A 23,123-nucleotide genomic window follows, 5' to 3' on the forward strand; every position below is an offset into this window, starting at 1 on the left:
GCGATAGCCGGTTTCGTTGTGTCGCCGTGAGTCGTCCCGTCTACTGAAGCAGCTGCCCCTGGCTAGAGGGGCGCGCAGGTCAGCTGACAATAAAAACAATGGGCGCGACGGAGAATGTGATGTTCAAGACCACGTTAATTGCCAATTCGGCGCTGAGCCTGGCGGCGGTTCTCGTCTGGGTCAGTCAGGCGCAGGCGGCCCAATACGATCTCGGCAACCCCGACCTCTCGATGCGTTGGGACAACACCTTGCGCTACAACCTGGGTATTCGTGCCGAAAGTCGTGATGACGCATTGGCCAACAACGCCACTTATGACGAATCCGACTCCAAGTTCGACCGCGGCGATGTGGTGACCAATCGCGTCGACCTGATGAGCGAATTCGAGTTGGCCTACAAGCGCTACCACGGTTTTCGCATCAGCGGCGCAGCCTGGTATGACCAGGCGTATTCCGATACCGATGTCGAAACCGGGTCGGGCGCGGTGTACTACCCAGGCGCGTTTCCCGGTGCGAGCGTTCCGAGCTATCGCGGTGGGGAATATTCGAGCCATACCAAGCGTTATCACCATGGCCCCAGCGGCGAACTGCTGGATGCCTTCGCGTTTACCCGCTTCTACGTAGGTGACGCCCCCGTCAGCGTGCGGGCCGGTCGGCATACGGTGTACTGGGGCAACGGACTCCTGATCGCGGGACATGCGTTGTCGTATTCCCAGGCACCGCTGGATGGCCGCAAGGCGCTCGCCAATCCGGGCACCGAAACACGGGAAATCTTCCTGCCGCTGGCTCAGGTTTCGGCCCAGGCACAGGTCACCGACCGACTATCCGTCGCCGGCCAATATTTCTTCGAGTGGGACAGTACCCGGGCGCCGGAAGGCGGGACCTATCTGGCCTCAGCCGATGTCGCCCTCGAAGGCCCGAATCAATTGCCGGTTGCACCGGGTTTCGCGCGTCCCATCGTCGATCCGCTGGAACCCGACGACAGCGGCAACTGGGGCGTAATGGCCAGTTACGGGCTGGACTTCATGCATTCCGAGGTCAGCGCCTACTACCGTGAATTCGATGACTACACGCCTTGGGGCCTACAGGTCGGGCCGGATTTCGCCCGATATGTGTACGCTGAAAACACCAAGCTTTACGGTCTGGGCTGGTCGATGGGGCCGGTGTTGGGCGGCGCTTCGGTAGGTATCGATCTTTCCTACCGCAAGGATGCGCCCTTGATATCCAGTGGCATCAGCTTGGCGGACAACCAGGGCGCGCGTGGCGACACCCTGCATATGGTGGTTAACGGGTTGTGGTTGTTGCCGCGCACGGACTATTTCGACACCGGCACGTTGATCGCCGAAATGGCTTACAGCCATCTGGACAAGGTCACCCATAACGAGAGTCTGTTCCGCGGCGAAGGCTACGGCGGCTGCGCAACGGGGCAGGACAAGGAATGGGGTTGCGCCACGCGCAACTATGTCGGCGCGGCGCTCAGCTTCACGCCGCAGTGGCTGGGTGTGTTCCCCGGATGGAACCTCTCCATGCCCATGAGCGTGGATTACGGCATCTCCGGCAACGCCGCGACAGGTGGCGGCAACGAAGGCCGCTACACCTACAAGGTCGGCGTGAAGGCGCTGTTCGACGAGCGCTACGACTTCACCCTGGCTTACATCGGCTATGGCAGCCAGCGCAACTACGACGATATCTCCGGCGTCGGCAAGACCGTCGTCGGCGGCAGCGGCGACATCGGCCTGTCTGACCGCAACTGGCTATCGCTCACATTCAGCACGGCATTCTGAGTAGATCACCACGCGTCGGCCTGCATGCAGGCCCGCCGCGAATCTGCGCGCTTTTCCGGTATTGCCGAGACTTTGCTCGACGGGCAGGCGCGCTTTCCAGGCGATGAAAAAAACAACGATGACTGGAGGTATACATGTTCTTCAACCGATCTGTGACCGGGTTGCTGGCCGTCATGAGCGCAGCGTCAGCATTCGCAGCGCCTTATACGCCCGCTGATCTTGGCAATGAGCTGACCCGATTCGGTGCGATAGCCGCAGGCAACGAAGCGGGCACAATCCCGCCCTATGACGGTGGTCTGAAAGTACCGGCAGGCCTGAAGCCCGGCGATGGTCAATGGCCGAATCCGTTCGAGGGCGAGACGCCCCGGCTTCGGGTAACGGCAGCCAACGCCGATGAATATGCCGAGCAGCTTTCATCGGGGCAGATGAAGTTGCTCAAGCAGTATCCCGACACCTATTACATGGACGTCTACCCGACGCACCGCACCGCGGCATTCCCGGAGGCATTTCTGGCGGCCACCGAGCGCAATGCGAAGAGCCCGGAATGCAAAACCATCAACGATGGCCTTTCGATCACCGAAGACTGTCGGGGTGGCTTGCCTTTTCCGCTGCCCGAAAGCGGTGAGCAGGTGATGTGGAACTACATCCTCAACTATCAGGGGGTCAACGGTTGGGATTGGAACCACAGCGCCTATGTCGTCAACCAGGGCCACGCCACGCTGACTAACACCAATCAATCCACCGGTGAAAAACCGTATTACCAGATTGGCGTGGACGGTCGTGACCCGGCGATGGCGCAGCGCATATGGTCGCGCGTCGTTGCACCAGCCCGTACCGCCGGGCAGGCATCGGGGTACTGGGATTACCTCGATCCGGTGAAAAGTTCGCGCTACGCCTGGAGCTACACCACCGGCCAGCGCCGAGTCCGTCAGGCGCCCGAATTCAATTACGACACGCCCAACTCGGCCTTTGGCGGCGTGGCGTTCTATGACGAGATTTTCCTGTTCTCGGGAAAGATGGATCGCTTCGACTGGAAGCTGGTCGGCAAGAAGGAAATGTTCATTCCCTACAGCAATTACAAGTTGAAGTGGGGCTGCGACATGGATACCAAACTAATGCCCAACCACATCAATCCTGACTGCGAGCGCTGGGAGCTGCACCGCGTCTGGGTGGTCGAGGCAACCCGCAAGGAGGGCGTTCGCCACGCGCAGAGCAAACGCCGCTACTACATCGACGAGGACACCTTTGGCGCAGCGGTTTACGACGCCTGGGACGACAGCGGCGAAATGTTCCGGGCCGGCTCCCAATACAACATCCAGGCCTACGGCATTCCCAACAATCCTCAGCAGGACGCCTACTCGCTGTACGACTTCACCCGCAGCCAGTACGGCATGTTCGGCAACGGCCCGACGCGCTATCGCGACAAACCGATCGCCGAGCGCGAAGCCAAACCACAAACCATAGCCGGCGGCCAGACGCGCTGAGCACCGCGCGGGGCGAGCGCCGTGGCCGTCGCTGAAAGCGGGGCAGGCGATCGCTGCCGCCGCTGGAGTTACGGGTGGCCTAGATGAATAAAGAAGAGGGGCGTTGTTGATGAGCAATCGACTGGAAAACAAAGTGGCGCTGATCACCGGCGCGGGCAGCGGCATCGGCCGCGCATGCGCTCAGATGTTTGCGAAGCAGGGCGCTCAGGTCGTGGTGACCGACCTCTACGCCGACGCGGCCGAGCGCGTCGCCGAAGACATCTACCAGGCGGGGGGCAAGGCGATAGGGATGAAGGCCGATGTGGGCCGCGAGGAGGATCTGGCCCAGATGGTCGAGGCGGCGATGACAACCTTCGGCCGTCTCGACGTGCTGTTCAACAACGCCGTGAACAAGAACCCCGACACCGCAAGAGACGTGGACTTCCTCAATTTCAACGAGGATCTGTTCCACGACAACATGCGCGTCAACGTCTTGGGCGGCGTGCTCGCCTGCAAACACGCGCTGCCGCACATGCTCGAGCAGGGGCAGGGCTCGATCATCTTCACCTCGTCCACCAGCTCGATTGCCGGTGAAGTTGCCCAGTTCAGCTATGGCGCTTCGAAGGCCGCAGTGAACTGGTACGTGCAAACGCTGGCGGCAACCTTCGGTAAGCGCGGCGTGCGCTGCAACGCAATCCTGCCGGGCGTGATTCGCACCGCCGCCCTCGATGGCTGGGCCAACGACAAGATGGTGCAGGGCTTTGTGGATATCCAGAACGTGCCGCGCCTCGGCCTGCCCGAAGACATCGGCGCGATGGCCGTTTACCTCGCCTCGGACGAATCGAGCTACGTCAACGGCGCGCTCATGCGAGTCGATGGCGGCATGAGCTGTACCACGCCGATGGTGCCGGTGGTACGCGCCTATCTCTGAGCATCACCCGTCCTCCGGCGGGAGACGTCATCACCTTTCCTGGGAAGCAAACATGGGCATACGACAAGAAACGTTTATCCGCGAATTCCTCGACGCCTGGGGCGACGGCACGGCCGAATCGCGCCCGCAGCTCGACAGGATCATTTCGATGATGGCCGAGGACGCCGTCTGGCAACTGTGGGTGCCGGGCGGGCCCGTCATTCGGGGGCGCGAGGCGCTCAGGCGCGAGATCGAACGGCAGATGAGCTACGTCACCCACAACAAATGCACGATCCGCCAGATCGTGTCTTCGGATGACGTGGTCATGACCGAGCGCGACGACTATGCCGTGTCCAGCGGCAAACCGATGCCGCATTCGATGGTGGCCGTCTACGAACTCGACGAGCAGGGCCTGATCAAGGCCTGGCGCGAATATCTCGATACCGCGGATCTGGCCAAGAAGCTCGGTGTATCGGTCGCCGACGTCGGCGGGCCGAGCCTTCAAGCGGCTGAGCGCTGAGCCCCATTATTGAGGAGTGTGGAATGGATACGGCAGTAAAAGAACAAGAAAGCGCCGCTGCAACCAGCGAAAGCAAGTTGAAGGCATTCGTCGAGCAGCTCACGGGTGGGCGGATCACGAACATGCAGCGGCTGGTTCGCTGGCGTCCGGCGTGGAATCTCGAAGTTGACATCGATGGCCAGGCGCTGTGCCTGCACCTGCGAGGCGAACGCGGCGGCGACGTCAGCCCCTTTCCTGACCTGCGCCGCGAAGCCGAGATACTCATGTTGCTTGGCCAGCAGGGCATTCCCGTGCCGCGGATTCACGGGTTCTGCGAAGACCCGCCGGCCATCGTCATGGAGCTGGTGCGCGGGACGCGCGATCTTTCAGCTGCCCGCAGCGACGAAGAACGGCGCGATCTGGCTCGCCAGTATGTGCGGGCCATGGCCGCCATGCACCAGTTGCCCGTCGAGCCCTTCGTGGCGCAGGGCATCGACCGGCCCCAGGGCGCCGAGGCCATCTCGCTGGCGGGGTTGGAAGCGTATTACCCGCTCTACGAACGCAACAAGACCCGACCGCAACCGCTGGTGGAATTCGCTCTCGGCTGGCTGCGCCGCAACGTACCCATGCACCGCACCGAGGCGCGGTTCGTGCAATACGACTCGGGCCAGTACCTGTTCGAGAACGGACAGTTGAACGCGCTCTATGATTTCGAGTTCGCGATGATCGGTGACCCGCTGGCCGACCTCGCCTCGGCGCGAATGCGCGACAACTATGAACCGCTGGGCGACACCTTCAGTGATCTTTATCGCTACTACCAGGACGTCACGGGCGAGCGGTCGGAGCCGGACGTGGTGCGCTTCCACACCGCCCTGTTTTCCACCGTGAGTGCCATGCAGTTTTCCTGCACGGTGGCGACGCCGCAACCGGGGGACCCGCACGATACCTACACCGAGTTCGACATCGCCTTGCGTCGTGTAGTGGTGCATGCGCTGGCCGAGGCGATGGGTGTTCTCCTGGAAACCCCGGCACTGGACATCGCCACGCAAGGGCCGAACACGGCATTGCTGATGATGCTCGAGGATGCCGTCGCGCAGGTGAAGGTGAGTGATGAGTTTCAGCAATCCAAGCTCAAGTCGGTGAGCAAGCTGGTCGAGTATCTCGTCAAGGGAGACGCCATGACGTTGCGATTACAGGAATTGGAACAGGCGGACGCCGAAGCGCTGCTCGGCCGCACATTCGACCATTACAGCGAGATCGACGCGGCATTGGAGGACTTCGTGCGCAGCGCCGGCCCGGAATATGACGAGCCCTTGTTGAAACTGTTCATGAAACAGATCGAGCGGCGCGTGCTGGTGTTCGGCGGCACCGCGATTGGTGGCTCGGCGAGCCATATCGATCTGCCACCGATCGAGCCCCGCTGAAACCGGCCATTCACAGCCGTAGCCAAGCCACCCGTTCAGTTAGAAAGGAAGTTGTTCCATGTCCGAGCAAAACACTCTCGCCTTCACGAAAAAATATGGCCCTTGGGCCGTCATCGCAGGTGCTTCCCACGGTGTTGGTGCCGCGCTTGCCGACCAGGTGGCTGCAAAGGGTCTGAACTGCGTGCTTGTTGCCCGGCGCGAAGATGCCCTGACCGACCTGAAGAACCAGCTTGTCGACCGCTATGGCGTCGAGGTGCTGGTCGTCACACTTGACCTGACGCTGGACGATGCCGCCGACCGGCTGGTGGCAGCGGTGGCGGACCGGGAAGTAGGGCTGCTGATCTATAACGCCGGCGGCGATCCATACATCACCCGCTTTCTCGACACGCCGGTTGAAGACTGGTGCAAATTGCTGCACCTCAATACCCGGACGATCATGCGCTGCTGCCATGCGTTCGGTGGCCGAATGGTTACGCGTGGCGCCGGTGGGGTCTTGCTGGTTGGCTCCCAGGCTGCGCTGGGTGGCGTGCGCAAGCTGGCTATGTACGCGGCCACCAAGTCTTTCGCCATGACGCTGGGCGAAGGGCTCTGGGCCGAATGGAAGGGGCAGGGCGTCGATGTGTTGAACCTGCTGATCGGCACGGTCGATACGCCAACCATGCGCGACGCGATGGTCAGGCAAGGAATCGCCGGCGCCCTGACCATGCAACTGGCCAAGGCCGAGGACATCGCTGCGATCGCGCTACGCGAGTTGCCCAACGGGCCGACGATTATCCATCCCGACGATCTGGCCGAGTCCCCCACCGGGTCGCATTCGGGGCAGGCGCGGCGCGAACACGTACAGCGGATCAGCGCAGAGTCTGCACTCTTTATCGGTGATTGAAACCGTGAGCGAGGGCGGCCGGTCGAGTCCGAGCGCGGCAGCAAACGCAGTGGGTTTTTCCATACACCAGGCAGAGTCCTAAACATGAAAACTTTCGACAATACGGAGTTCAAACGAGGCTGGCGGATTCTCATCCTTGCAATCGTCGGGGTAGCCACCAGCTCGAGTTCGCTGCTGCTGTACAGCTTCAGCTCGATGGTGATTCCGCTCGAAGAGGCGATGGGCTGGCCGCGCGCCGACCTCCAGGCTTCGATCACCGCGCTTTCGCTGGGGACCATCATTGCCGCGCAATTGGCCGGCTGGCTGAACCTGCGTTACGGCTTGCGGTTGGTCACGCTGATCTCCCTGGTGACGCTGGCACTCAGTATGTTCGCCTTGTCGCGTGCCTCGGGATCGATCTGGATGCTCTATCTGGGGTTTTTCCTGGTTCCGCTGGCCGGTTTGGGGACCCTGCAGGTGACCTGGTCGCATCTGGTCAATCTCTGGTTCGAGGAGAACCGAGGCTTTGCCCTGGCGATCATCCTGAGCGGCTCCGGGCTGGCGGCGATCATGCTGCCGCTCATCACGACCTGGGCGATCTCGCGCTGGGACTGGCGGGCGGGTTTCATTGCGCTGGGTGCGTTGCCGGTGCTACTGGCGTTGCCGCTGGCGCTGCGCTGGTTGTTGCCGGTGGCTAAGGGCTACGCGTCACACTCGATGCAGAGCGGCGCCGAGCGAAGCCATCCGGGAATGCTGCTGTGTGATGCGCTGCGTTCGTGGCGCTTCTGGATCTGCAATCTTTCGATGACGCTGGTGGTGTCCTGCGTGGTTGGCATGGTGACCAATATCATCCCGCTTTTGCGGGACAAGGGCATCGCGGCGGAGCAGGCCAGCCAGATCTTCAGCACCTTCGGGATATCGCTGATCCTTGGTCGCCTGGTGGTGGGTTACCTGATTGATCGATTGTGGGCACCTGGCGTTGCGGCTGTGGCCTTGCTGATGCCCGCCTTGGCCTGTCTGGTGTTTCTCTATGCCGATGCCAGCATCTGGTTGTTCGTTCTAGCCACCCTGCTGGTCGGCCTTGGCGCAGGTGCGGAATTCGACATCGCCGCGTTTCTGATCGCCCGCTATTTCGGTATGCGTGACTACGGCCGCCTGTTCGGCGTGCATCTGGGCCTGATCACTGCCGGGGCCGCTGCCGCGCCGTTGCTGTTCGGCGCCCTGTATGGCGCGAGTGGCAGCTATACCGGCCTGCTGGCCTTCTGCTGCATCTGCTTTACCGTGGGGCCATTGTTGCTGCTTGGATTAGGCGGCTATCCGGTGTTCGAGCGCGAGGCTGCGCCTGCACCGGTCTAGCTGACTTCCTGCTCATCAGGCCAGGCCTCGCGTTGGTCTGGTGAGCGCTGTCGACGGAACTCCTCGGGCGTCCAGCCGACCGCTTTTCGAAATGCCGCGGAAAAGGCGGCGGCGCTCTGGAACCCGGTCATGTAGGCAATCTGCTTGATCAACAGGGAAGGGTCGCCGAGCAGCCTCATCGCCCGGTTGACCCGTGCTTCGGCCGAGTACTGGCGCAGGGTCTTGCCGGTGGTGTTCTTGAAATAAACCGACAGTTTCCTTTCCGGTAAGGCACACAGATCGGCCAGCTTGCGCAGCGAAATATCGTTTGCATCGGCGTCCAGGGCTTCCCTCAAGTGCTGCAGCTGCCGGCGACTCAGCTTGCCGGGTTCGTCGTCATCGCGCTGTTTACCCAGAAATTCCTTGCGCAGTTCCAGCGCGATTCCGGTCATCAGGCATTCGATATGAAGCTCGCTGGCAAACCCGGGTGATGCAACCTCTTCGCCAAGCCTGCGCAGCGAGGCCTGCAGATAGCTGCTTTTGAGGTTCAACATGGCGTCCGTGATGCAGTATTCCCAGTCCCAGCGGTAAGCCGCGAGCGGCGCGATGGCAGCGGGGTCGAACAGGCAGATCACCGCTTTTTGCTGACAAGCCCGATGCTTGAAGTGAAAGTCGCTTCCCGGCGGGATGAAGATCGTCTGGCCGAGCGGCTGGCAGCTTCCCCGGTTGCCCGACAGGGTGCCACGATTTGACAACGGCGCGTTTTCGAGGGCTTCGGCCAGCAGCAGCCTGATCAGACAGTGATCAGTCAGGTGAATCAGCGCGGCTCCCGAGCTGGACCAATGTGCATGCTCGACGCGGACCTCGAAACCCTTGTTGGACAGGCCAGCTTCGGTGAAAAAATTGCCCGCATGGGGGGACTCGTATTCCCGATATTCGATGACATTCATGTCGCTTCCTTCAGCCGTTCTTATTGTTGATGCTGAGCTTTCCTGTCGCTGACAGACATGCCAGATGCAGGTTTACGAAATGAGGACCGTCTCCGAGTGTACTTTCAGATCAAGCTTGGCGATTGATAGCGTTCGGAGCCGGATTTGAAATTTTCATGGTCAAGGGCGCTAGCCACTCGCTGCGCCAGCCGCGCTAGTCGTGGCGGCACCTGCTGGTCAGCTTCTCAGACGGCGGATGTTTTACCCAGCTCAATATCGGATTCTCGTTTGTCCCGCAGTCAAAGCTGACCGATGGACAAGGGTGCAGGCTCGGCCTAGTTTTCCATACCGCAACGGCTGAAAAGCCTGCCCGACCCGATTTTGCGGACAACAGACAACGGAGAGAACCGTGAGTAACACGATCGAGGACAACAAGGCGCTGGTGCGTCGATATGTACAGGCCGTTATCGACGGCGACATGGATACCTTCGAGGCGTTGCAGCATCCGGATGTCAAATGGTGGACGTTGACCCGAGGCGACATGAGCCGCGAAGCGTTCAATACCGCGGTACGCAGCGGCCTGCTAAGTGCCGATAAGCGCTCGGTGGTAATCACCGGATTGACCGCTGAAGGCGATCGCGTCGCCTATGAAGCGCAGGGCGAGATGGTGTTTTCCGACCGCGTCTATCGCAACAGTTACCACAACCTGCTGGTGATCCGCGACGGCCTGATCGTCGAAGGCCGCGAATACATGGATACCAAGGCCTCCACCGAGGCGCGCCTTGCATAGCCGGCCATTTTCAAAACTGTAAATCGAACGAAGGCGGTCTGCCTGGCCAGGCAGACCGCCCCGTCTGGCGGCGTTTGGTGGCATGCGGTGTTGCGGCGAGCAGGCAACAGCCCCTTGCCCACTGCGCGAACGCCAGTACCGATAGCGCGCCCGTCCCCAGTCATCGCTTCAAGTTGCCGGCTCGGTTATCGCCCCATCCGTAACGGTGGCTGTCGCCACTTCCCCAGGAGCCGTGGGAAGGGTGGGGTAACGCCCCAACGTCAAAAGCAGCAGCGCACCGATACCAAAACTGACCATGCAGAACATCAGCATCGCGTGGTAGGAGCCGGTTGCCTCGAACAGCGCGCCGAAGAACGCCGGAGCCATGGTGCTGCCGATCGCACCAAAGCTCATCTGAAAGGCGAAAACCCGGCTGTAGTCGCGCAGCCCGAAATAGCGCGCGATCAGATACGACGCAATATCCATTTCGGCGCCGGCGCCCAGCCCGGCGAAGACACAGGCGAGCACCAACAGGGGAACATGTGCGCCAACCGTGCTGAACAAAAGGCAGCCGACGCCGGGAAGCAGCAAGACGAAAAAGGCCACCCCAGGCGCCCACACCCGGTCGATCAGATAGCCGATGAACAGCCGTCCGAAAATCAGCGACACGCCGAACGCACCGAACACCTTGGCCGCCTCGGTTGCTGAAAGGCCGCTGTCCTGCATCATCGGCACAGCGTTGATGATCATGCCCATCATGCCCATGATCGCGAGGAACAACGCGCAGTTGATGACCCAGAAGCGCCGCGAGTGCAACGCCTGGCGAAGCGAGAAGCCCGTCAGTCCGACGTCCGGCTGCGCAGGGAGAGATGATCGTTGTGTCGCCTGTTCCACGGCCCCTCGGGTGCTCAACCAGCGCAACGAAAGCGGCAAGGTCACCAGCAATGGCAACAGCGCCAAGCCCCAGAACCAGGCGCGCCAATCCCAGCGGATGATTGCCCAGCTCAGCAACGAGGGCAGCACCAGGGCGGCCAGGCCCGTGCCACACAGGATGATCGCCAGCGCCAGGCCGCGGTTCTTGTCGAACCAGAGGCAGGTCAGCTGCGTCCAGGTCACGTGTAGCGTGCCCACCCCGGCAAACGCCAGCAGACCAAAGCCCAGATTCAATTGCCACAAGTGGCCGGTGTTGAGGGCCATGGCGAAGTAGGCGAGCGGCAGCGCGATCAGCGAGCAAAGGGTCACGCGACGCGGCCCGTAGCGTTTGTTCAGCCAGCCGGCAACCTGAAAGGCGATGATGGAACTGCCGTACTGAAAGGCCGCCGCCGTCTGGATTTCGCCTCGCGACCAACCAAAGGCCTCCTGTAACGGCAGCACCAGCGTGCCGAACGCATAGATGGGCGCGACGGCGACCGAAGTGGCGATACCCAGCAGCGCCAGAAGCAGCACCCGCCATCCCTGGCGGAACTCTGTCCAGTCGATAGCCAGAGAGGTGTGGGGCTTAGCGGCGGAAACGGCCATGTGGCTTCCTCTTGTTGTTGTTATGGCGATACCCTCAGCCGGGCTTTCAAGCGCCCGGCGGGTCATGTCACAGCGTCAATTCAGCTGCTCAGCGCCTATCTGCGCGGCAGGCTCGATAGCCGGTTGCGGGACATCGTCCTGAGCCAGGGCCAGCCCGGCGAGATAGCCAAAGGTCAGGCTGAGCGTATTGTTCGCGCCGTTGCCCGGCGCGCGGCCCCGCCATAGCGAGTTCATGTCCAGACCCACCGCGTGCAGACCGGGAATCGGCTGGTCGTTCCCGTCCAGCACGCGCGCCTTGCCGTCTATGCGCAGGCCGACCGTGGTGGTGGAATCGCCGGGAAATATCTGCACGGCATAGAACGGCCCTTGCTGAATCGGCCCGAGGCAGGGATTGGGGGTGTGGTTGGGATCGCCCAGAGGCATATCGGCCTTGTCCCGTCCACGCCCGAAGTCATCATCCACACCCCGGGCGGCTTGCTGGTTGAAGCGCGCGACGGTGTCGGCGAGGTTGCCGGGATTGACACCGATACGCGCGGCAAGCGCATCGAGGGTCGGCTCGGTGAGGATATAGCCGGCGGCGATCAGCCCTTTCAGCCCAAAGCCGCCCGGGCGCACCAGGCCCAGGCCGTATTTCTTGATGAACGGGTGGTCGCATACAAGGTGCGCCGGCACAGAGCCGGTGCGGTGCATGGGCTCCACCAGGTTGGTCGCCGCCTCGTTACCGAAACGCCTACCGTCCCGGTTGACCGCAATGCAGCCTGGCTTGCCGCGATCCATATAAAGGTGCGGAAATTTGCGTATTCCGCCGTCGGGCTTCCTCAGCAGCGAGACCACCACCCAGCCGGCATTGCTCAGGTTTTCGCCATCGAAGCGGCCGCCAGCGTCGCGGGCTTGCTGCAAACCGTCGCCGGTATTGCCCTCCGGCACCAGCGACACATGGTGTTCGGCAAACGGAATGTACTGTTTGCGCATGTCCGGATTGGCGGAAAAACCGCCGGTGGCCAGCACGACGCCACGGCGTGTGCGAATTTCCATCAGCTTGCCGTCGCGCTCGACAACCACGCCTTTGATCGCCCCATGCTCGTGGATCAGGCTGCGCATGGGTGTGTCTTTCCACAGCTCCGCCCCGGCATCGATCGCCGAGCGCAGCAGCCGGGCGGCCATGGCATTGCCCATGGTCAGCCGCGTACCGCGCGAATAGCTCAGCCGATCCACGCCAAAGCGCACCGCCAACTTGGCGATGTGTTTGAACGAGGTGAACGACTTGGTGACCTTGGCGATGTGCGGCATGTCGCCAATGCCGAACATCATGCCGCCCGGCGCGTTGAATTCAGTCAGCGGGGGCCGTAATTGGTCGAAGTATTCGCCCAGCTCACGACCGTCATATTCCACCGGGCAAAGCAAACGGCCATCGGCGGAAAAGCCCTTGGCCTGCGGATGCCAGTCGGCAAAACCGCGCTGCACGGCGAAACGTACCGAGGTACGCGCGTGCAGGTAATCGACCATGCGCGGCGCGGCATCAAGAAAAGCCCGCAGCAGATCGGTACGCAGTGTCGGCCCCACCACTTCCTGAACGTAAGCGAAGGCTTGCTCTGGATCATCTTTCAAACCGGCCTCGGCCGCCTGGGTATTGCACGGCACCCAGATGCCGCCGCCAGAAAGCGCGGTGGTGCCGCCGAACAGCCCGGTCTTTTCTACCAGCAGTACGTCGAGGCCCTGGGTTGCGGCGACGATCGCGGCCGTCATGCCGCTGCCGCCAGAGCCGACGACGACTACGTCTTTTTCAACCACCGGATTGTCATTCATTCTTGTAGGTTCCGTTGTTTCTGAAACTGATCGAGATGAGGGTGCTGCCCCGTATGTCGGTTCAGTCCGATGTCTACCGGGTCTGTTCATACAGCTCGGCGAAATGTGGCTGGCAGCTGTTCTTGCCGCCGTTGATCTCGATGCATTCGCCAGTGATGTAGCCGGACTCGTCGGACGCGAGAAAGGCAGTCAGCGCCGCTATGTCTTCAGGCGTGCCGAGGCGCTTGGTCAGAACGTATTTGCTCGCAAAGGCAAGAATTTGCGGAGCCGTCGCCTCCATCGCAGGCGTGACGATCACCCCCGGTGCGATGGCGTTGCAGCGCACGCCTTGGCGACCGTATTGCGTCGCGATGTGGCGCGTCATATTGATGATCGCAGCCTTGCTGGTGCCGTAAGCGATTCGCACGAGGTCGCCCTTGGTGCCGGAGCCGGAGGCGGTGTTGATGATCGACCCGCCCCCCGCTTCGATCATGTGGGGAATGGCGAACCGGCAGGTCAGCATGTAGCCGGTCAGGTTCACGTCCAGGGTTTTGCGCCATACCTCCATGGGTATTTCCAGCAGACTGAGGTCCTGGCCGTGAGTCTGCGGGTCGGTGATCGCGGTGTTGTTGTGCAGAATGTCCAGCCGACCGAAGTGCTCGACCGTCTGGGTCACCATCGCCTCGATGCTGTCGGCATCGGCGGCATCGAACCGCAGCGCCAAGCCGTTGCCCTCCAGCGCATCGGCGGCGCGTTGCGCCGTTTCCAGATTGATATCGGCGCACACGACTTTCGCGCCTTCACGCGCCAGGCGCAACGCGGTCGCCGAGCCGATACCACCGCCGCCGCCGGTTACGATTGCCACTTTGCCTGCCAGACGTTGCATCCGTTTTATCTCCTGTCATTGTTGTTTTCGGGTGTGGCATGAAGCGCCTCGCGGATCGCAATAGCCGCGCCACGTATCGGCGAGGCCATGGCTACGCGCCAGACAAGCCCGGCGATACCAACGCGATCAGCGCTGCGTGTACTTGGACACGATGGCTTCCGGGTTCTGCGTGCTGTTGGACGGTGCCTCCTCCGCAAACTCCAGGCGTCCGGTCAGGAAGTCGTTGAGCACGCCATACATGTTTTTGTTGAAATCGAAGATCGCCAGCTTGGTCGCGTAGGGAATGTCTTTGTCATAGATCTGCACCCCGGCCATGTACACGGTCCGGTACAGATTGCCTTCCTGGTCCCAGGCGTCGTACAGGCCCGCGCCGAAGGTGTCCTCGTCCATGTAATAGCGCCGCTTGCTGTACACGTGGCGCTGGCCAGGCTTGAGCGTCGCCTCCACTACATAGACGCGGTGCAACTCCCAGCGCTCAACCGCCGGGTTAACGTGATTCTTCATGAACTGCTCGGGCGCTTCGATTCCGAAGTACCACTTGTAGGCGTTGTAGGGGATGTACATCTCCTGGCGTCCTATCAGCTTGAAATCGAAGCGATCCTGCTTGCCGGCAAACATTTGCAGCTCGTCGAACAGGGAAATGCCGCCCTGGCTCGCTACCGGCGTGTCATAGGCGAACTCCGGCGCCAACTTGACGCGGCGCTGACCTGGCGAATAGCTCCAGGCGCGACGCGGTTTCTCGGTCGGGTCCAGAAAATCGGAAATACCGGTCATCTCGCCCGCCCGGCGAGCCGGCTCGGTGTTGATCGACCAGGCACGGCCGTATACCTCCGGATCACGGTCCTCCAGATGCGTCTGATAGAACGGAAATTCCTCATAGGCGCGCTGTTGCGCCGTCTTGGTGATGTTGCCATTGGAGTCGACCACCCAGCTGGTGTGCTCGTCCAGGACGCCAGTCGGTCCGTTTTTGTAGCGCAACAACTGGTTCCACATCATCTCGTGGCCAGTCTTGGCGATGGGAAACGGCAGGCCGCCCCGGCATTCGGTTTCAAGCGATAAACCGTCGTTGAAGGTTGCACATTCGGTGGCGTTGCGAACCGTTGCCTTCAGCACGTTATCCGGATAGGCAGCGGTGCGATGGCTCGGGTACACATCCATGTACCAGGTGTCCGGATATTTTTTTAGCAGGGCTTGCTGCCCCGCGCTCAATTTGTCGGCGTACTGATCTACGTTTTGTGCGGTGATCCGGTACAGCGGTTTTTCATCCCGGAAAGGATCGGTCCAGGCTTTGCCGGGTTCGAAGTCCGCTGGAGCGGTCCGCAAACCGCCTTGGTAGGGCGGAATAGTGCCTTCGGCGTTTCCGGCTTTTATTGCCCCGAACAGGGTGAGCGTATTACCCAGTTTCTGCGCCTCTTCTGGCGAAACCGCAGCGCAGGCAAATGTGGAAATGCCGGTCAAGACAATGCTTAACGCGAATCGGGAAATCATGAGCAGTCTCCGCTTATTGGATTTATATGGAGCCGTAAGACGACGTGATGCATCGCCCCTCTAACTTAGCCAATACGCGTTTACATGCCGTTCATACCGTTTCACCCACGGTAAAACGAAAGCGGATATTTAGTGATGTTAAAAACGGCAGTTGGTCCTAACCTGAAGCCCGTCAGCCGAAACCACGAAGCGCCTGATGATTTGAAACCGGCGTTACGTTGAATTTAATAAGAACAAACGTTAAAGCCATGCCCATGTTTCCATTTTTCCCTTATTGCAAGCTGGTTCTTCAGGCGTCTGTATCTAAATTCGAACGGGTCCAGGCCTCTGCGTAACCCTCCGTTCAACGACTCAATAACAAGAGATAAAAGATGAAGACTTTTTCCAAGATCCCCGAGCGAGGCGATTTCGCCTATCAAACCCTGGTCGCGCCCTACAAGGTGACCGGCGAGTCGATGCATGGTGGCCGTGGCTTTTTCGGCTTGCAGTTGAGCAAGAGCATGCCGTTCGGCTCGGTTCGTGACGAAGAAGGACATATCTATTCGTTCACCCGTTCGGTCATGGCGCCAACCGGCACGCCGAACCCGACCAAATTCTTCTATCTGTCCACCCGCATCGACGGCAAGAACATCCGCATGGACCAGGCACGCATGGCGGAACGCGGCGTGACGCCGGCTCCGGCGTTGTCGCTGCAAGGCGATACCGTCCGCTGGACCAACCAGCCGGATGACGTCGGCCATCCATGGGAATTGACCGCCAACAGCGAAACCTTCACCTGGAAAGAGAACAACCTGTTCCAGCTCGAAGGCCGCCTGCTCGGCAACGGTATGCAGTGGTACTTGCCGGGCGTCGAGTGGGGCACCTTTTACGTTTCCCAGATCTGGGATGTCAGCGGCGTCTGCGAAGGGCGTCCGGTCAAGGGCGCCATCCTGCTCGACCAGGTGTACATGGCCGAGGGCGGCGCGATTCACTTCAAGAAAGACCTGGTGGTGAACAACAAGATGCACGTGCTGTGGTGGTCCTTTGCCACGGTCTACAAGGACGGCACCTACGATGTCGGCTCGTTCATGGTTGGCCATGACCACCTCGGCTACGCGATTTTCCAGAATGAAAAGGGCGAAGTGCGTACCACCACCGACATCGAATGCGTAACCAAGCACAAGGACGGGAGCTACTTTCTGGAGGCTGCCAAAATCACGCTGGACGGCCGTGAAGAATGGGAATTCCTGCCCGATCCGCGCGGCGAAATGATCGACTTCGTTGGCGGCTTTCCCGTCACAGCACAGCAGGAAGGCCGCTGGCGGCGAGTGGGTGATACTCGCGAGCCGGATCACTGGGTGGCCTGGGGTGAGTCGGACCGGCGCAATGGCGCGGCACGCAATGTCCCCGGCAGCGATATCAACTAATCGAGCAGCGGGCGAAGCGGCCTGCTGCGATGGCTGATTAAGCGGTACGAGTCAGCGGCTCGATTTGCCTGAAGTGGCGAGCGAGCCCAATGAACCAGGAGCGACTGGTGTTTCGCTGCTCAACCCCTCGGGGGCGAGCAGCTTTTTTTTTGCAGCAGTGCCCTGCTTACACACCACACCGACGCCATGTGGCGAAACGCTCCAGGGGCGAATTCGCAAGCAATCGCCCCGAACGCCATCGGGGGGAATGTGCTTAAGAGGGAAGGATCTGCTACGAACGGCCAGCCGGGCATCAGTCAGCGGTGAGATAACGGTCCCTGAGACTATTCAGGCCCGACGCATCCAGGCCGACACACGTCTCGATATAGGCGTCCATCGATCCATAGTGCTTGTCCACGCAGTCGTAGGCCGTTTGCAGGTACTCGGGGCGGGCATCCATGATCGCGTCGACCGCTTCGTCAGGACAGGGCTTGCCGATCATGTTGCTGACCAGCGTACTCATCAGCTCTCGCCGGACGTCGCTGGCGTCGACCATTCGGCGGGCCGACAGCTGATAGTCAGCGACAATGACTTCCCGCGCTACGCCGAGCGCGTGAAGAATAACCGCGACGGCAAAACCGGTGCGGTCCTTGCCCGCTGCGCAATGAACCAGCACGGGCACCTTACCCGTCTCGAACAACCCGAACAGTTTCGGCAGATGCGGCGCCAGCATGCCCGGCAGACGCCGGTATACCTCGAACATCATGGCCTCGGCGCCGGCAAGATCCGGGCTTTCAGTCAACAGGCTCGACACGCTTTTGTCGGCGCGCATGTCGCCGGTGACCTCAAGTGCCAGCTGCTCAAGTTCAACAGGCAGATTGTTGGGCGTCCGCTGGCGCTCACCCTCGCTGCGCAGGTCACATACGGTCTTTACGCCAAGGGTCCTGAGGGTTTCCCAGCCCTCGGCGGCAAGCATGTGCAGCTGGTCGGACCGTAGCAACGTATGCCCGGCGATGCGCCGGCCGTCATGGGCCGGCAAGCCTTTGAGACTACGAAAATTATCGGTGCCTGCTAACTGCAGATTCATCGGGGCTCTCATATCTGAATGCTCGAACGTTCGCCTAATGTGATCAAGCGGAGGCGAATCCCCGAAATTGCGTGAGGTCCAGATTGTCGGTCACCGGCGGTTTAAGGAAATAGCACACCTGAAGTTTGCCTGGTGAGAAACGGTAGGTTTCGATGCTTTCAATGGCCAGCCCGGTACCATTCAGGCAATTGCGATGATGAGCTGCAACGTCGTTGCCGTTGTAGATGGTCTCCACCACTTCCAGAGAGATGTCCGCATTGTGCTTGTCGAACATCTCTTCGAGGATAAACCAGCCATCACGCGTGTCAGTGCGCCCGGCATATTCGATGATCAGCGACTCAGGCGCTATTTCGCGATAGCAGTCAAGAAAGGCCTCGCGATCGTGGGCGTTCCATGCCGAGACCTGACCCTTCATAAAACGTTGGACGCTTTCAGCATTCAGTTGCGTCGTCATTTCGATTGCACTCCGTTTATTGTTTTTTGTTCGTACACAATGATCCAAACCATCAATCTTCCAGCAAATGCCGAAACTGCGGGAGAACCTGGCGCGCGCCCTCGCCCAGCTTCACGTGGCGGCGTGGCGCTTTGCCGGCGGTCAGCGTTTTCACGGTTTCGAAATCCTCCGCCGCGGCGAAGAATCGCTCCACCATGATGCGCCCGTCCTGGCCCCACTCATCGACATTGGCCAGCCATGCCTGCATGCCATACATGGGCCAGCGGCGAAATTGTTCCCAGGCGGCGTCCTGTCCAAGTACACCTTCGGCGCCCAGGCTGATCAGCTTCTCGCGGTAGACCTTGACCAGATCCCAGGCCGAAGCCCGCCGCTCCTCGATTGTCAGCGCCCCAAGCATGAAATAGGCAATATCGCGCCATGGCCGCCCCTTGCGCACAAGCTGCCAATCAAGCCAGACCCTCTCGCCGCTGTCGCGCAGAAAGCTGTTGCCCTGGTGAGAATCGCCATGGACCAGGCAGATAGGTGTCTCCTGCTCAAGTTCATAAGCGCGCAACTCGTCAAAGGCATGCCCAAACAGCTCCGGTGTTTCATACATCCACTTCGGCAGGATGGCCTTGTACTCAGGCTTGCGCAGGTTCAGCCGAATGTAGTCGTACATGCGTAAAAACTGATCGTAGTCGACCGGGTGATCCATGGACGTGGGCAGCCAGCTCTGTGCCTTGAGTTCAGAACTTCCCCACAGTGCCGCATGCAACATCGCCAGCGACTCCAGCCCCTGGGCCACGCCATCGACGCCGAGGTGATGGGTACTGTGACCGAACTGGCCTGGCGCCATTCCGAGGTCTTCCATCACGACGACGCCCCGACCGCCACCATCGCCATCCCAGTCGGAAAAATAGCTGTCCGGCACCGGCGTGTGCAGACGCTCGCGCATGAAGTGGTAGAAGCGCGCCTCCAACTCGCAGATCTCGCCGCTTTCGAACCCTTCCGACCAGTTGGATTTAAGGCAAACGTTGCGCGGAATGCCAGCGGCCAGGCCAACCTCGTTGAGGTCTAGCGCGAGCCGTAGCTTGGTGGTGTGCCCGTTACGCACCTCTACCTGCTCGAAATCATTCACCGCGATCCCGGGGTAGCGGTTCTGAAGCAGGCTCGTCAACCAATGGGGCGTAACGTCTTGCAGGTGACGCGGGAGCCTGCCCTGACGTGCAGGATAAGGGCGCGCCGTGCGCAACTCTTCGATACTGGTCATTGTTGTTTTTATCTCTGAAGGCGAAATATAAGCGGCTTCCTGTAGAAACCGTACGACAGCGGAAACGCACTTACTCACGTATTCGGCGTAAACCCGAGTGTTGACCAGGCGCGCTGCGTCAACAAGGCAAACACGCTCTCGATACGCTTGAGTTGTTTGACCGGCGGTCAAATGCGTGTTTGTTTTGGAGTCTCGAAATGCTCATCGGAAAATAGCCGTGGTGGATACTTGAGGGCGTTGGTCAATCGGACCTGCTCGAAGGCGCCGGGGCTATATCAAGTTTTACCAAACCGGAAACACTGGCGGTTGACTATTGGTAAAACAAAAAGACGGCTCGCGCATAGCCAACATGGCAACGTGTTGCATATATATAAACCGCCTGATGTCGTGGCAAAGGAGCGTTGAAGATGCAAACACAGACCCGCTCGAAGTCCGATAAACGTCAGACAATGAGCCGAATGCTTGCCGCCGCGCATCAGGAGTTTTGCAACAAGGGACTGGCCGGCGGGCGTATTGGCGAAATTGCCCGCAATGCTGGCGTTACCAAACAGCTGATCTTCCACTATTACGGATCGAAGGAAGGCCTGTTTGTCGCGGTGCTTGACGAAACCTCTGACAGACTCATGACCGGGTGGGTCGATTTCGATGTCGAGCAGCTGACCCCGACGCAAGCGCTTCGAGCCTTGCTCAACCACATCTTCGATCAATATCGCAACGACCCCTTGCTTGCCAGGTTGGCGCAGGAGGGCGTTCGCTATCACGATTACAATCAAACGCCGCGCAACCGCTTCCTGGAACTGGCACCGGCCCTGGTCGATAAGGTTGGCGGGATCGTTCAGCGAGGCATTGAATGCCGTAGTTTCAAGCCGGACACCCAGCCTCGGCTACTGCTTGCCACCGCGGCTCTCATCGCTACCGGCTGGTTTACCAACGCTTACTCCACCTCAGCGCTGGTCGGCCTCGATACTGCTTCCGAGGAAGGTATGGAAACCTGGCGCAAACACTGTGCCGATTTCATTCTGGCCAGCATCGTCGCGACGCATGGAAAAGAACCGCGCAGCCCTCGCGCCGATTGATCATCGCGTTCTGCCGGGTCTCGCGCAGGTCTCGTTAGGGGCGCTCGATTCATTGGAGCGCTCATGGTCATCTCACCGTTACGTCATAGAGCGTAACGTGGGCTGCGCTTATAACGCCTGCTCGACACCGTGACCGAATCTTGCGTTCGCTGTATGGTGCGCGACTAGCCTGAAGTGGTCGCACTGAGTTGGTGAAGGGTAACGGGATGGCGAAGGGCAAAGACATATCGATGCGCCAGCTGCGCTACTTCATGGCCGCGGCTGAGGCAGGGCAGCTTTCCCAGGCAGCGGTGAAGGTGCATGTATCGCAATCGGCCATTACCGCCGCCGTTCTGCAACTTGAACAGACATTGGGCGTTCGGTTGTTCGACCGGCTGCCTTACGGCGTCACCCTGACCGCAGAGGGGCATAAGTTCGCCCAGCATGCGGGCCATATTCTCGACACGCTGCAGGACGCGCTCAGCGAGCCGCTTTTTCTGAGCCATTCGATCCAAGGGGTGATTCGCGTCGGGGCTTCTTACACGGTGCTCGGCTATTTTCTGCCGTCGCTGCTGGCGCGGTTCAAGCGGAGCTATCCGCAGGTGGAAATCGATCTGGTCGATATGGATCGGCCTGTCATCGAAAACGCAATTGCTGCGGGACGGTTGGATATGGGGCTTTCCATCGTCTCCAATACCGAGAACCTGCAGCGTTTCGAGCATCAGGTGCTGATTCGCTCGCGACGCCAATTGTGGCTCGCCAGCGAACACCCGCTGATGCAAGCCTCGGTTATTACACTCGAAGACGTGGCGCGTCATCCTTACATTCTGCCCACTGTGGATGAAGGGGAGAGCTCCACGTATCGCTACTGGAGTTCTCGCAGTCTGGAGCCGAATGTGGCGTTCCGGACGTCTTCGATGGAAGGATTGCGAGGGCTGGTCGCCCATGGATTCGGCGTTACGATTCTCTCCGACATGCTTTATCGGGCCTGGTCGCTGGAAGGCAAGAAAATCGAGGCGCGGCCGTTGGTGGACGCTATCCCGCCCATGGAACTGGGCTTGATCTGGCGCCGCGAGACGGAGTTGCCGCAAACCGCTGAAGCGTTTCGCCAGTTCCTAATCATGGCGTGCGCATCCTGAGTGATCCGCATGTCGGCTCAACGCCAATATTGCTCAAATGCGGTCGCGATCAGATGGCCTTGCGCTCTGCCGGCCTGCGCAGCGATGGCGCGCCGCGCCGGATTCAGCGGATTTCTGCCCATCGCCGCTGCCGCTGCCCTGTCAGGGCCGATAACCTGAACGCGCGTCCCGGACTGCTCGAGTTTCGCCATTTGCTTGGCCAGCGTGCGGCCAGGAATTCCACGGTTCGCGCCAAGGGGCGACACAATGATCACCCCTGATGAACGCTCGGCCAGATCGGCATTGCTCGAGCTTCGGATTCCGCCGTCCATATATTGGCGTCCGCCGATGTTAACGGGCGGCCAGATACCGGGCACGGCGCAGCTTGCAGCAACCGCATCGGCCAATGCCACGCCGGAGTGCCGGTCGAAAATTCTGGTTTCGCCAGTCAGCACATCGACAGTGACAACGGCCATAGGCTTGGCTGGCCAGTCCTGTCGAGGATGCAGCCGGGCCGCAATGACTGACTGCCTGGCTTGTGCATTCCCGGCCTCGGCTCGTAGCGCCAGCTGACCGATTCGCTTGGTGCGCTCGGTGGGAGCATTCAGCTTTGGCAATACGGAAATTGCCAAAGGCAGTAATCGCAGCAGTCGTATTTGAGGCGCGAGTTCCTGAACCTGTTTCGATGCGTTGACCTGACGTTCGTACAGTTCCCAGAGATCGCTATCTTCGCGGATCTGCGCCGCGACGGTGGCGCCGGCTGATGTCCCAAGCATCTTGCCGCACTCACGGAGGTCGACGCCCATTTCGTCCAAGCCAAGCAGCAGGCCGGTCATCCAGGCGATACCGGTGATTCCGCCGCCACCTAAAACCAGGGAATGGTCGGTAAACATAGCTGTTTGTCCTTGGCATACAGGTAGGTGGGCATTACCAGAGCGTCATCAGAACATGCCATCACGCGGGTGATGTTCGGGTGACAGTGCGGATGTTCTGCCTCTGGCATCTATTCTTGTGAACATATATTGAGTATATGTCTATATTCTGCTGATGCGCATGTTCTAGTGCAGGCGTAATCAGAACCGAGAAATCCCTAAGGGGACCATCAAACAAGAAAAGGATTGGAATG

General features: G+C 60.3%; 20 protein-coding genes. 11 read left to right on the plus strand and 9 right to left on the minus strand.

The features are described 5' to 3' along the window. The first annotated feature begins 119 nt into the window (after positions 1-119). The 7 genes from E0D86_RS00260 to E0D86_RS00290 all read left to right on the plus strand — a co-directional run bounded on the left by E0D86_RS00260 (position 120) and on the right by E0D86_RS00290 (position 8,295). On the plus strand, positions 120-1,781 hold the full coding sequence (locus E0D86_RS00260; RefSeq protein ID WP_131647939.1) for a DUF1302 domain-containing protein: 1,662 nt from the start codon (positions 120-122) through the stop codon (positions 1,779-1,781). A 134-nt stretch (positions 1,782-1,915) separates the two neighbouring features. After that, complete coding sequence (locus tag E0D86_RS00265; protein ID WP_131647941.1) at positions 1,916-3,265, plus strand: DUF1329 domain-containing protein; 1,350 nt, start codon at positions 1,916-1,918, stop codon at positions 3,263-3,265. A 109-nt stretch (positions 3,266-3,374) separates the two neighbouring features. Then, on the plus strand, positions 3,375-4,175 hold the full coding sequence (locus E0D86_RS00270; RefSeq protein ID WP_131647943.1) for an SDR family NAD(P)-dependent oxidoreductase: 801 nt from the start codon (positions 3,375-3,377) through the stop codon (positions 4,173-4,175). 52 nt (positions 4,176-4,227) lie between these two features. After that, on the plus strand, positions 4,228-4,674 hold the full coding sequence (locus tag E0D86_RS00275; protein ID WP_021208018.1) for a nuclear transport factor 2 family protein: 447 nt from the start codon (positions 4,228-4,230) through the stop codon (positions 4,672-4,674). A 23-nt stretch (positions 4,675-4,697) separates the two neighbouring features. Continuing rightward, the gene (locus E0D86_RS00280) at positions 4,698-6,077 is read left to right on the plus strand and encodes a phosphotransferase family protein (protein ID WP_131647945.1); all 1,380 of its coding nucleotides are present in this window, start codon (positions 4,698-4,700) and stop codon (positions 6,075-6,077) included. A 58-nt stretch (positions 6,078-6,135) separates the two neighbouring features. After that, positions 6,136-6,960: an SDR family oxidoreductase gene (locus E0D86_RS00285; protein ID WP_131647947.1), complete on the plus strand. Its 825-nt coding sequence runs from the start codon at positions 6,136-6,138 to the stop codon at positions 6,958-6,960. An 84-nt stretch (positions 6,961-7,044) separates the two neighbouring features. Beyond that, positions 7,045-8,295 (plus strand): MFS transporter, encoded by a 1,251-nt coding sequence (locus E0D86_RS00290; protein ID WP_131647949.1) that lies wholly within the window; start codon positions 7,045-7,047, stop codon positions 8,293-8,295. Here E0D86_RS00290 and E0D86_RS00295 read toward each other — a convergent pair. Next, on the minus strand, positions 8,292-9,224 hold the full coding sequence (locus tag E0D86_RS00295; protein ID WP_131647951.1) for an AraC family transcriptional regulator: 933 nt from the start codon (positions 9,222-9,224) through the stop codon (positions 8,292-8,294). The genes E0D86_RS00290 and E0D86_RS00295 overlap by 4 nt on opposite strands. Positions 9,225-9,612: 388 nt before the next feature. On the opposite strand from E0D86_RS00295, the gene E0D86_RS00300 reads away from it, so the two are divergent. Then, the gene (locus E0D86_RS00300; protein ID WP_218567998.1) at positions 9,613-9,993 is read left to right on the plus strand and encodes a nuclear transport factor 2 family protein; all 381 of its coding nucleotides are present in this window, start codon (positions 9,613-9,615) and stop codon (positions 9,991-9,993) included. A gap of 168 nt (positions 9,994-10,161) precedes the next feature. Here the strand turns inward: E0D86_RS00300 and E0D86_RS00305 are convergent, their stop codons facing one another. The 4 genes from E0D86_RS00305 to E0D86_RS00320 all read right to left on the minus strand — a co-directional run bounded on the left by E0D86_RS00305 (position 10,162) and on the right by E0D86_RS00320 (position 15,649). Further along, a complete protein-coding gene (locus E0D86_RS00305) occupies positions 10,162-11,490 on the minus strand; it encodes an MFS transporter (RefSeq protein WP_102832411.1) in 1,329 nt (442 codons plus the stop codon). A 75-nt stretch (positions 11,491-11,565) separates the two neighbouring features. Continuing rightward, positions 11,566-13,296 carry an FAD-dependent oxidoreductase gene (locus tag E0D86_RS00310; RefSeq protein ID WP_218567999.1) on the minus strand — a complete coding sequence of 577 codons (1,731 nt, stop codon included), beginning with the start codon at positions 13,294-13,296 and terminating at the stop codon, positions 11,566-11,568. Between the two features lie 73 nt (positions 13,297-13,369). Further along, positions 13,370-14,161 carry an SDR family NAD(P)-dependent oxidoreductase gene (locus tag E0D86_RS00315; protein WP_177493014.1) on the minus strand — a complete coding sequence of 264 codons (792 nt, stop codon included), beginning with the start codon at positions 14,159-14,161 and terminating at the stop codon, positions 13,370-13,372. 126 nt (positions 14,162-14,287) lie between these two features. Then, the gene (locus E0D86_RS00320; protein ID WP_131647953.1) at positions 14,288-15,649 is read right to left on the minus strand and encodes a DUF1329 domain-containing protein; all 1,362 of its coding nucleotides are present in this window, start codon (positions 15,647-15,649) and stop codon (positions 14,288-14,290) included. A gap of 371 nt (positions 15,650-16,020) precedes the next feature. Between E0D86_RS00320 and E0D86_RS00325 the strand changes: the two genes are divergently transcribed. Then, entirely contained in the window at positions 16,021-17,055 is a 1,035-nt protein-coding gene (locus E0D86_RS00325; protein WP_131647955.1) for a hypothetical protein, read from the plus strand. Positions 17,056-17,347: 292 nt separating this feature from the next. Here E0D86_RS00325 and E0D86_RS00330 read toward each other — a convergent pair whose 3' ends face one another. From E0D86_RS00330 to E0D86_RS00340, 3 genes are read right to left on the minus strand one after another with little or no spacing between them, the layout of a single operon-like run. Further along, the gene (locus tag E0D86_RS00330) at positions 17,348-18,121 is read right to left on the minus strand and encodes a tyrosine-protein phosphatase (protein WP_256681108.1); all 774 of its coding nucleotides are present in this window, start codon (positions 18,119-18,121) and stop codon (positions 17,348-17,350) included. 43 nt (positions 18,122-18,164) lie between these two features. Further along, on the minus strand, positions 18,165-18,575 hold the full coding sequence (locus E0D86_RS00335) for a nuclear transport factor 2 family protein (protein WP_218568000.1): 411 nt from the start codon (positions 18,573-18,575) through the stop codon (positions 18,165-18,167). 52 nt (positions 18,576-18,627) lie between these two features. After that, entirely contained in the window at positions 18,628-19,824 is a 1,197-nt protein-coding gene (locus E0D86_RS00340) for a phosphotransferase (RefSeq protein WP_131647959.1), read from the minus strand. Between the two features lie 407 nt (positions 19,825-20,231). Between E0D86_RS00340 and E0D86_RS00345 the strand changes: the two genes are divergently transcribed. After that, entirely contained in the window at positions 20,232-20,900 is a 669-nt protein-coding gene (locus E0D86_RS00345; protein ID WP_131647961.1) for a TetR/AcrR family transcriptional regulator, read from the plus strand. Positions 20,901-21,106: 206 nt separating this feature from the next. Next, positions 21,107-22,018, plus strand: coding sequence for a LysR family transcriptional regulator (locus tag E0D86_RS00350; RefSeq protein ID WP_131647963.1), 912 nt, complete (start codon positions 21,107-21,109; stop codon positions 22,016-22,018). Positions 22,019-22,035: 17 nt separating this feature from the next. On the opposite strand, the gene E0D86_RS00355 is transcribed toward E0D86_RS00350, so the two are convergent. Continuing rightward, positions 22,036-22,890 carry a patatin-like phospholipase family protein gene (locus E0D86_RS00355; RefSeq protein WP_131647965.1) on the minus strand — a complete coding sequence of 285 codons (855 nt, stop codon included), beginning with the start codon at positions 22,888-22,890 and terminating at the stop codon, positions 22,036-22,038. Positions 22,891-23,123 lie beyond the last annotated feature (233 nt).

The organism is Pseudomonas sp. IC_126 (assembly GCF_004331835.1).
Classification (GTDB): Bacteria; Pseudomonadota; Gammaproteobacteria; order Pseudomonadales; family Pseudomonadaceae; genus Stutzerimonas.

Bases quoted from the DNA above. Each gene is read 5' to 3' on its own strand.
- E0D86_RS00340 (WP_131647959.1), bottom strand. From the start codon at position 19,824: ATGACCAGTATCGAAGAGTTGCGCACGGCGCGCCCTTATCCTGCACGT.
- E0D86_RS00310 (WP_218567999.1), bottom strand. From the start codon at position 13,296: ATGAATGACAATCCGGTGGTTGAAAAAGACGTAGTCGTCGTCGGCTCT.
- E0D86_RS00335 (WP_218568000.1), bottom strand. From the start codon at position 18,575: ATGACGACGCAACTGAATGCTGAAAGCGTCCAACGTTTTATGAAGGGT.
- E0D86_RS00295 (WP_131647951.1), bottom strand. From the start codon at position 9,224: ATGAATGTCATCGAATATCGGGAATACGAGTCCCCCCATGCGGGCAAT.
- E0D86_RS00345 (WP_131647961.1), top strand. From the start codon at position 20,232: ATGCAAACACAGACCCGCTCGAAGTCCGATAAACGTCAGACAATGAGC.
- E0D86_RS00285 (WP_131647947.1), top strand. From the start codon at position 6,136: ATGTCCGAGCAAAACACTCTCGCCTTCACGAAAAAATATGGCCCTTGG.
- E0D86_RS00330 (WP_256681108.1), bottom strand. From the start codon at position 18,121: ATGAATCTGCAGTTAGCAGGCACCGATAATTTTCGTAGTCTCAAAGGC.
- E0D86_RS00275 (WP_021208018.1), top strand. From the start codon at position 4,228: ATGGGCATACGACAAGAAACGTTTATCCGCGAATTCCTCGACGCCTGG.
- E0D86_RS00265 (WP_131647941.1), top strand. From the start codon at position 1,916: ATGTTCTTCAACCGATCTGTGACCGGGTTGCTGGCCGTCATGAGCGCA.
- E0D86_RS00315 (WP_177493014.1), bottom strand. From the start codon at position 14,161: ATGCAACGTCTGGCAGGCAAAGTGGCAATCGTAACCGGCGGCGGCGGT.
- E0D86_RS00260 (WP_131647939.1), top strand. From the start codon at position 120: ATGTTCAAGACCACGTTAATTGCCAATTCGGCGCTGAGCCTGGCGGCG.
- E0D86_RS00350 (WP_131647963.1), top strand. From the start codon at position 21,107: ATGGCGAAGGGCAAAGACATATCGATGCGCCAGCTGCGCTACTTCATG.
- E0D86_RS00280 (WP_131647945.1), top strand. From the start codon at position 4,698: ATGGATACGGCAGTAAAAGAACAAGAAAGCGCCGCTGCAACCAGCGAA.
- E0D86_RS00270 (WP_131647943.1), top strand. From the start codon at position 3,375: ATGAGCAATCGACTGGAAAACAAAGTGGCGCTGATCACCGGCGCGGGC.
- E0D86_RS00320 (WP_131647953.1), bottom strand. From the start codon at position 15,649: ATGATTTCCCGATTCGCGTTAAGCATTGTCTTGACCGGCATTTCCACA.
- E0D86_RS00355 (WP_131647965.1), bottom strand. From the start codon at position 22,890: ATGTTTACCGACCATTCCCTGGTTTTAGGTGGCGGCGGAATCACCGGT.
- E0D86_RS00290 (WP_131647949.1), top strand. From the start codon at position 7,045: ATGAAAACTTTCGACAATACGGAGTTCAAACGAGGCTGGCGGATTCTC.
- E0D86_RS00325 (WP_131647955.1), top strand. From the start codon at position 16,021: ATGAAGACTTTTTCCAAGATCCCCGAGCGAGGCGATTTCGCCTATCAA.
- E0D86_RS00305 (WP_102832411.1), bottom strand. From the start codon at position 11,490: ATGGCCGTTTCCGCCGCTAAGCCCCACACCTCTCTGGCTATCGACTGG.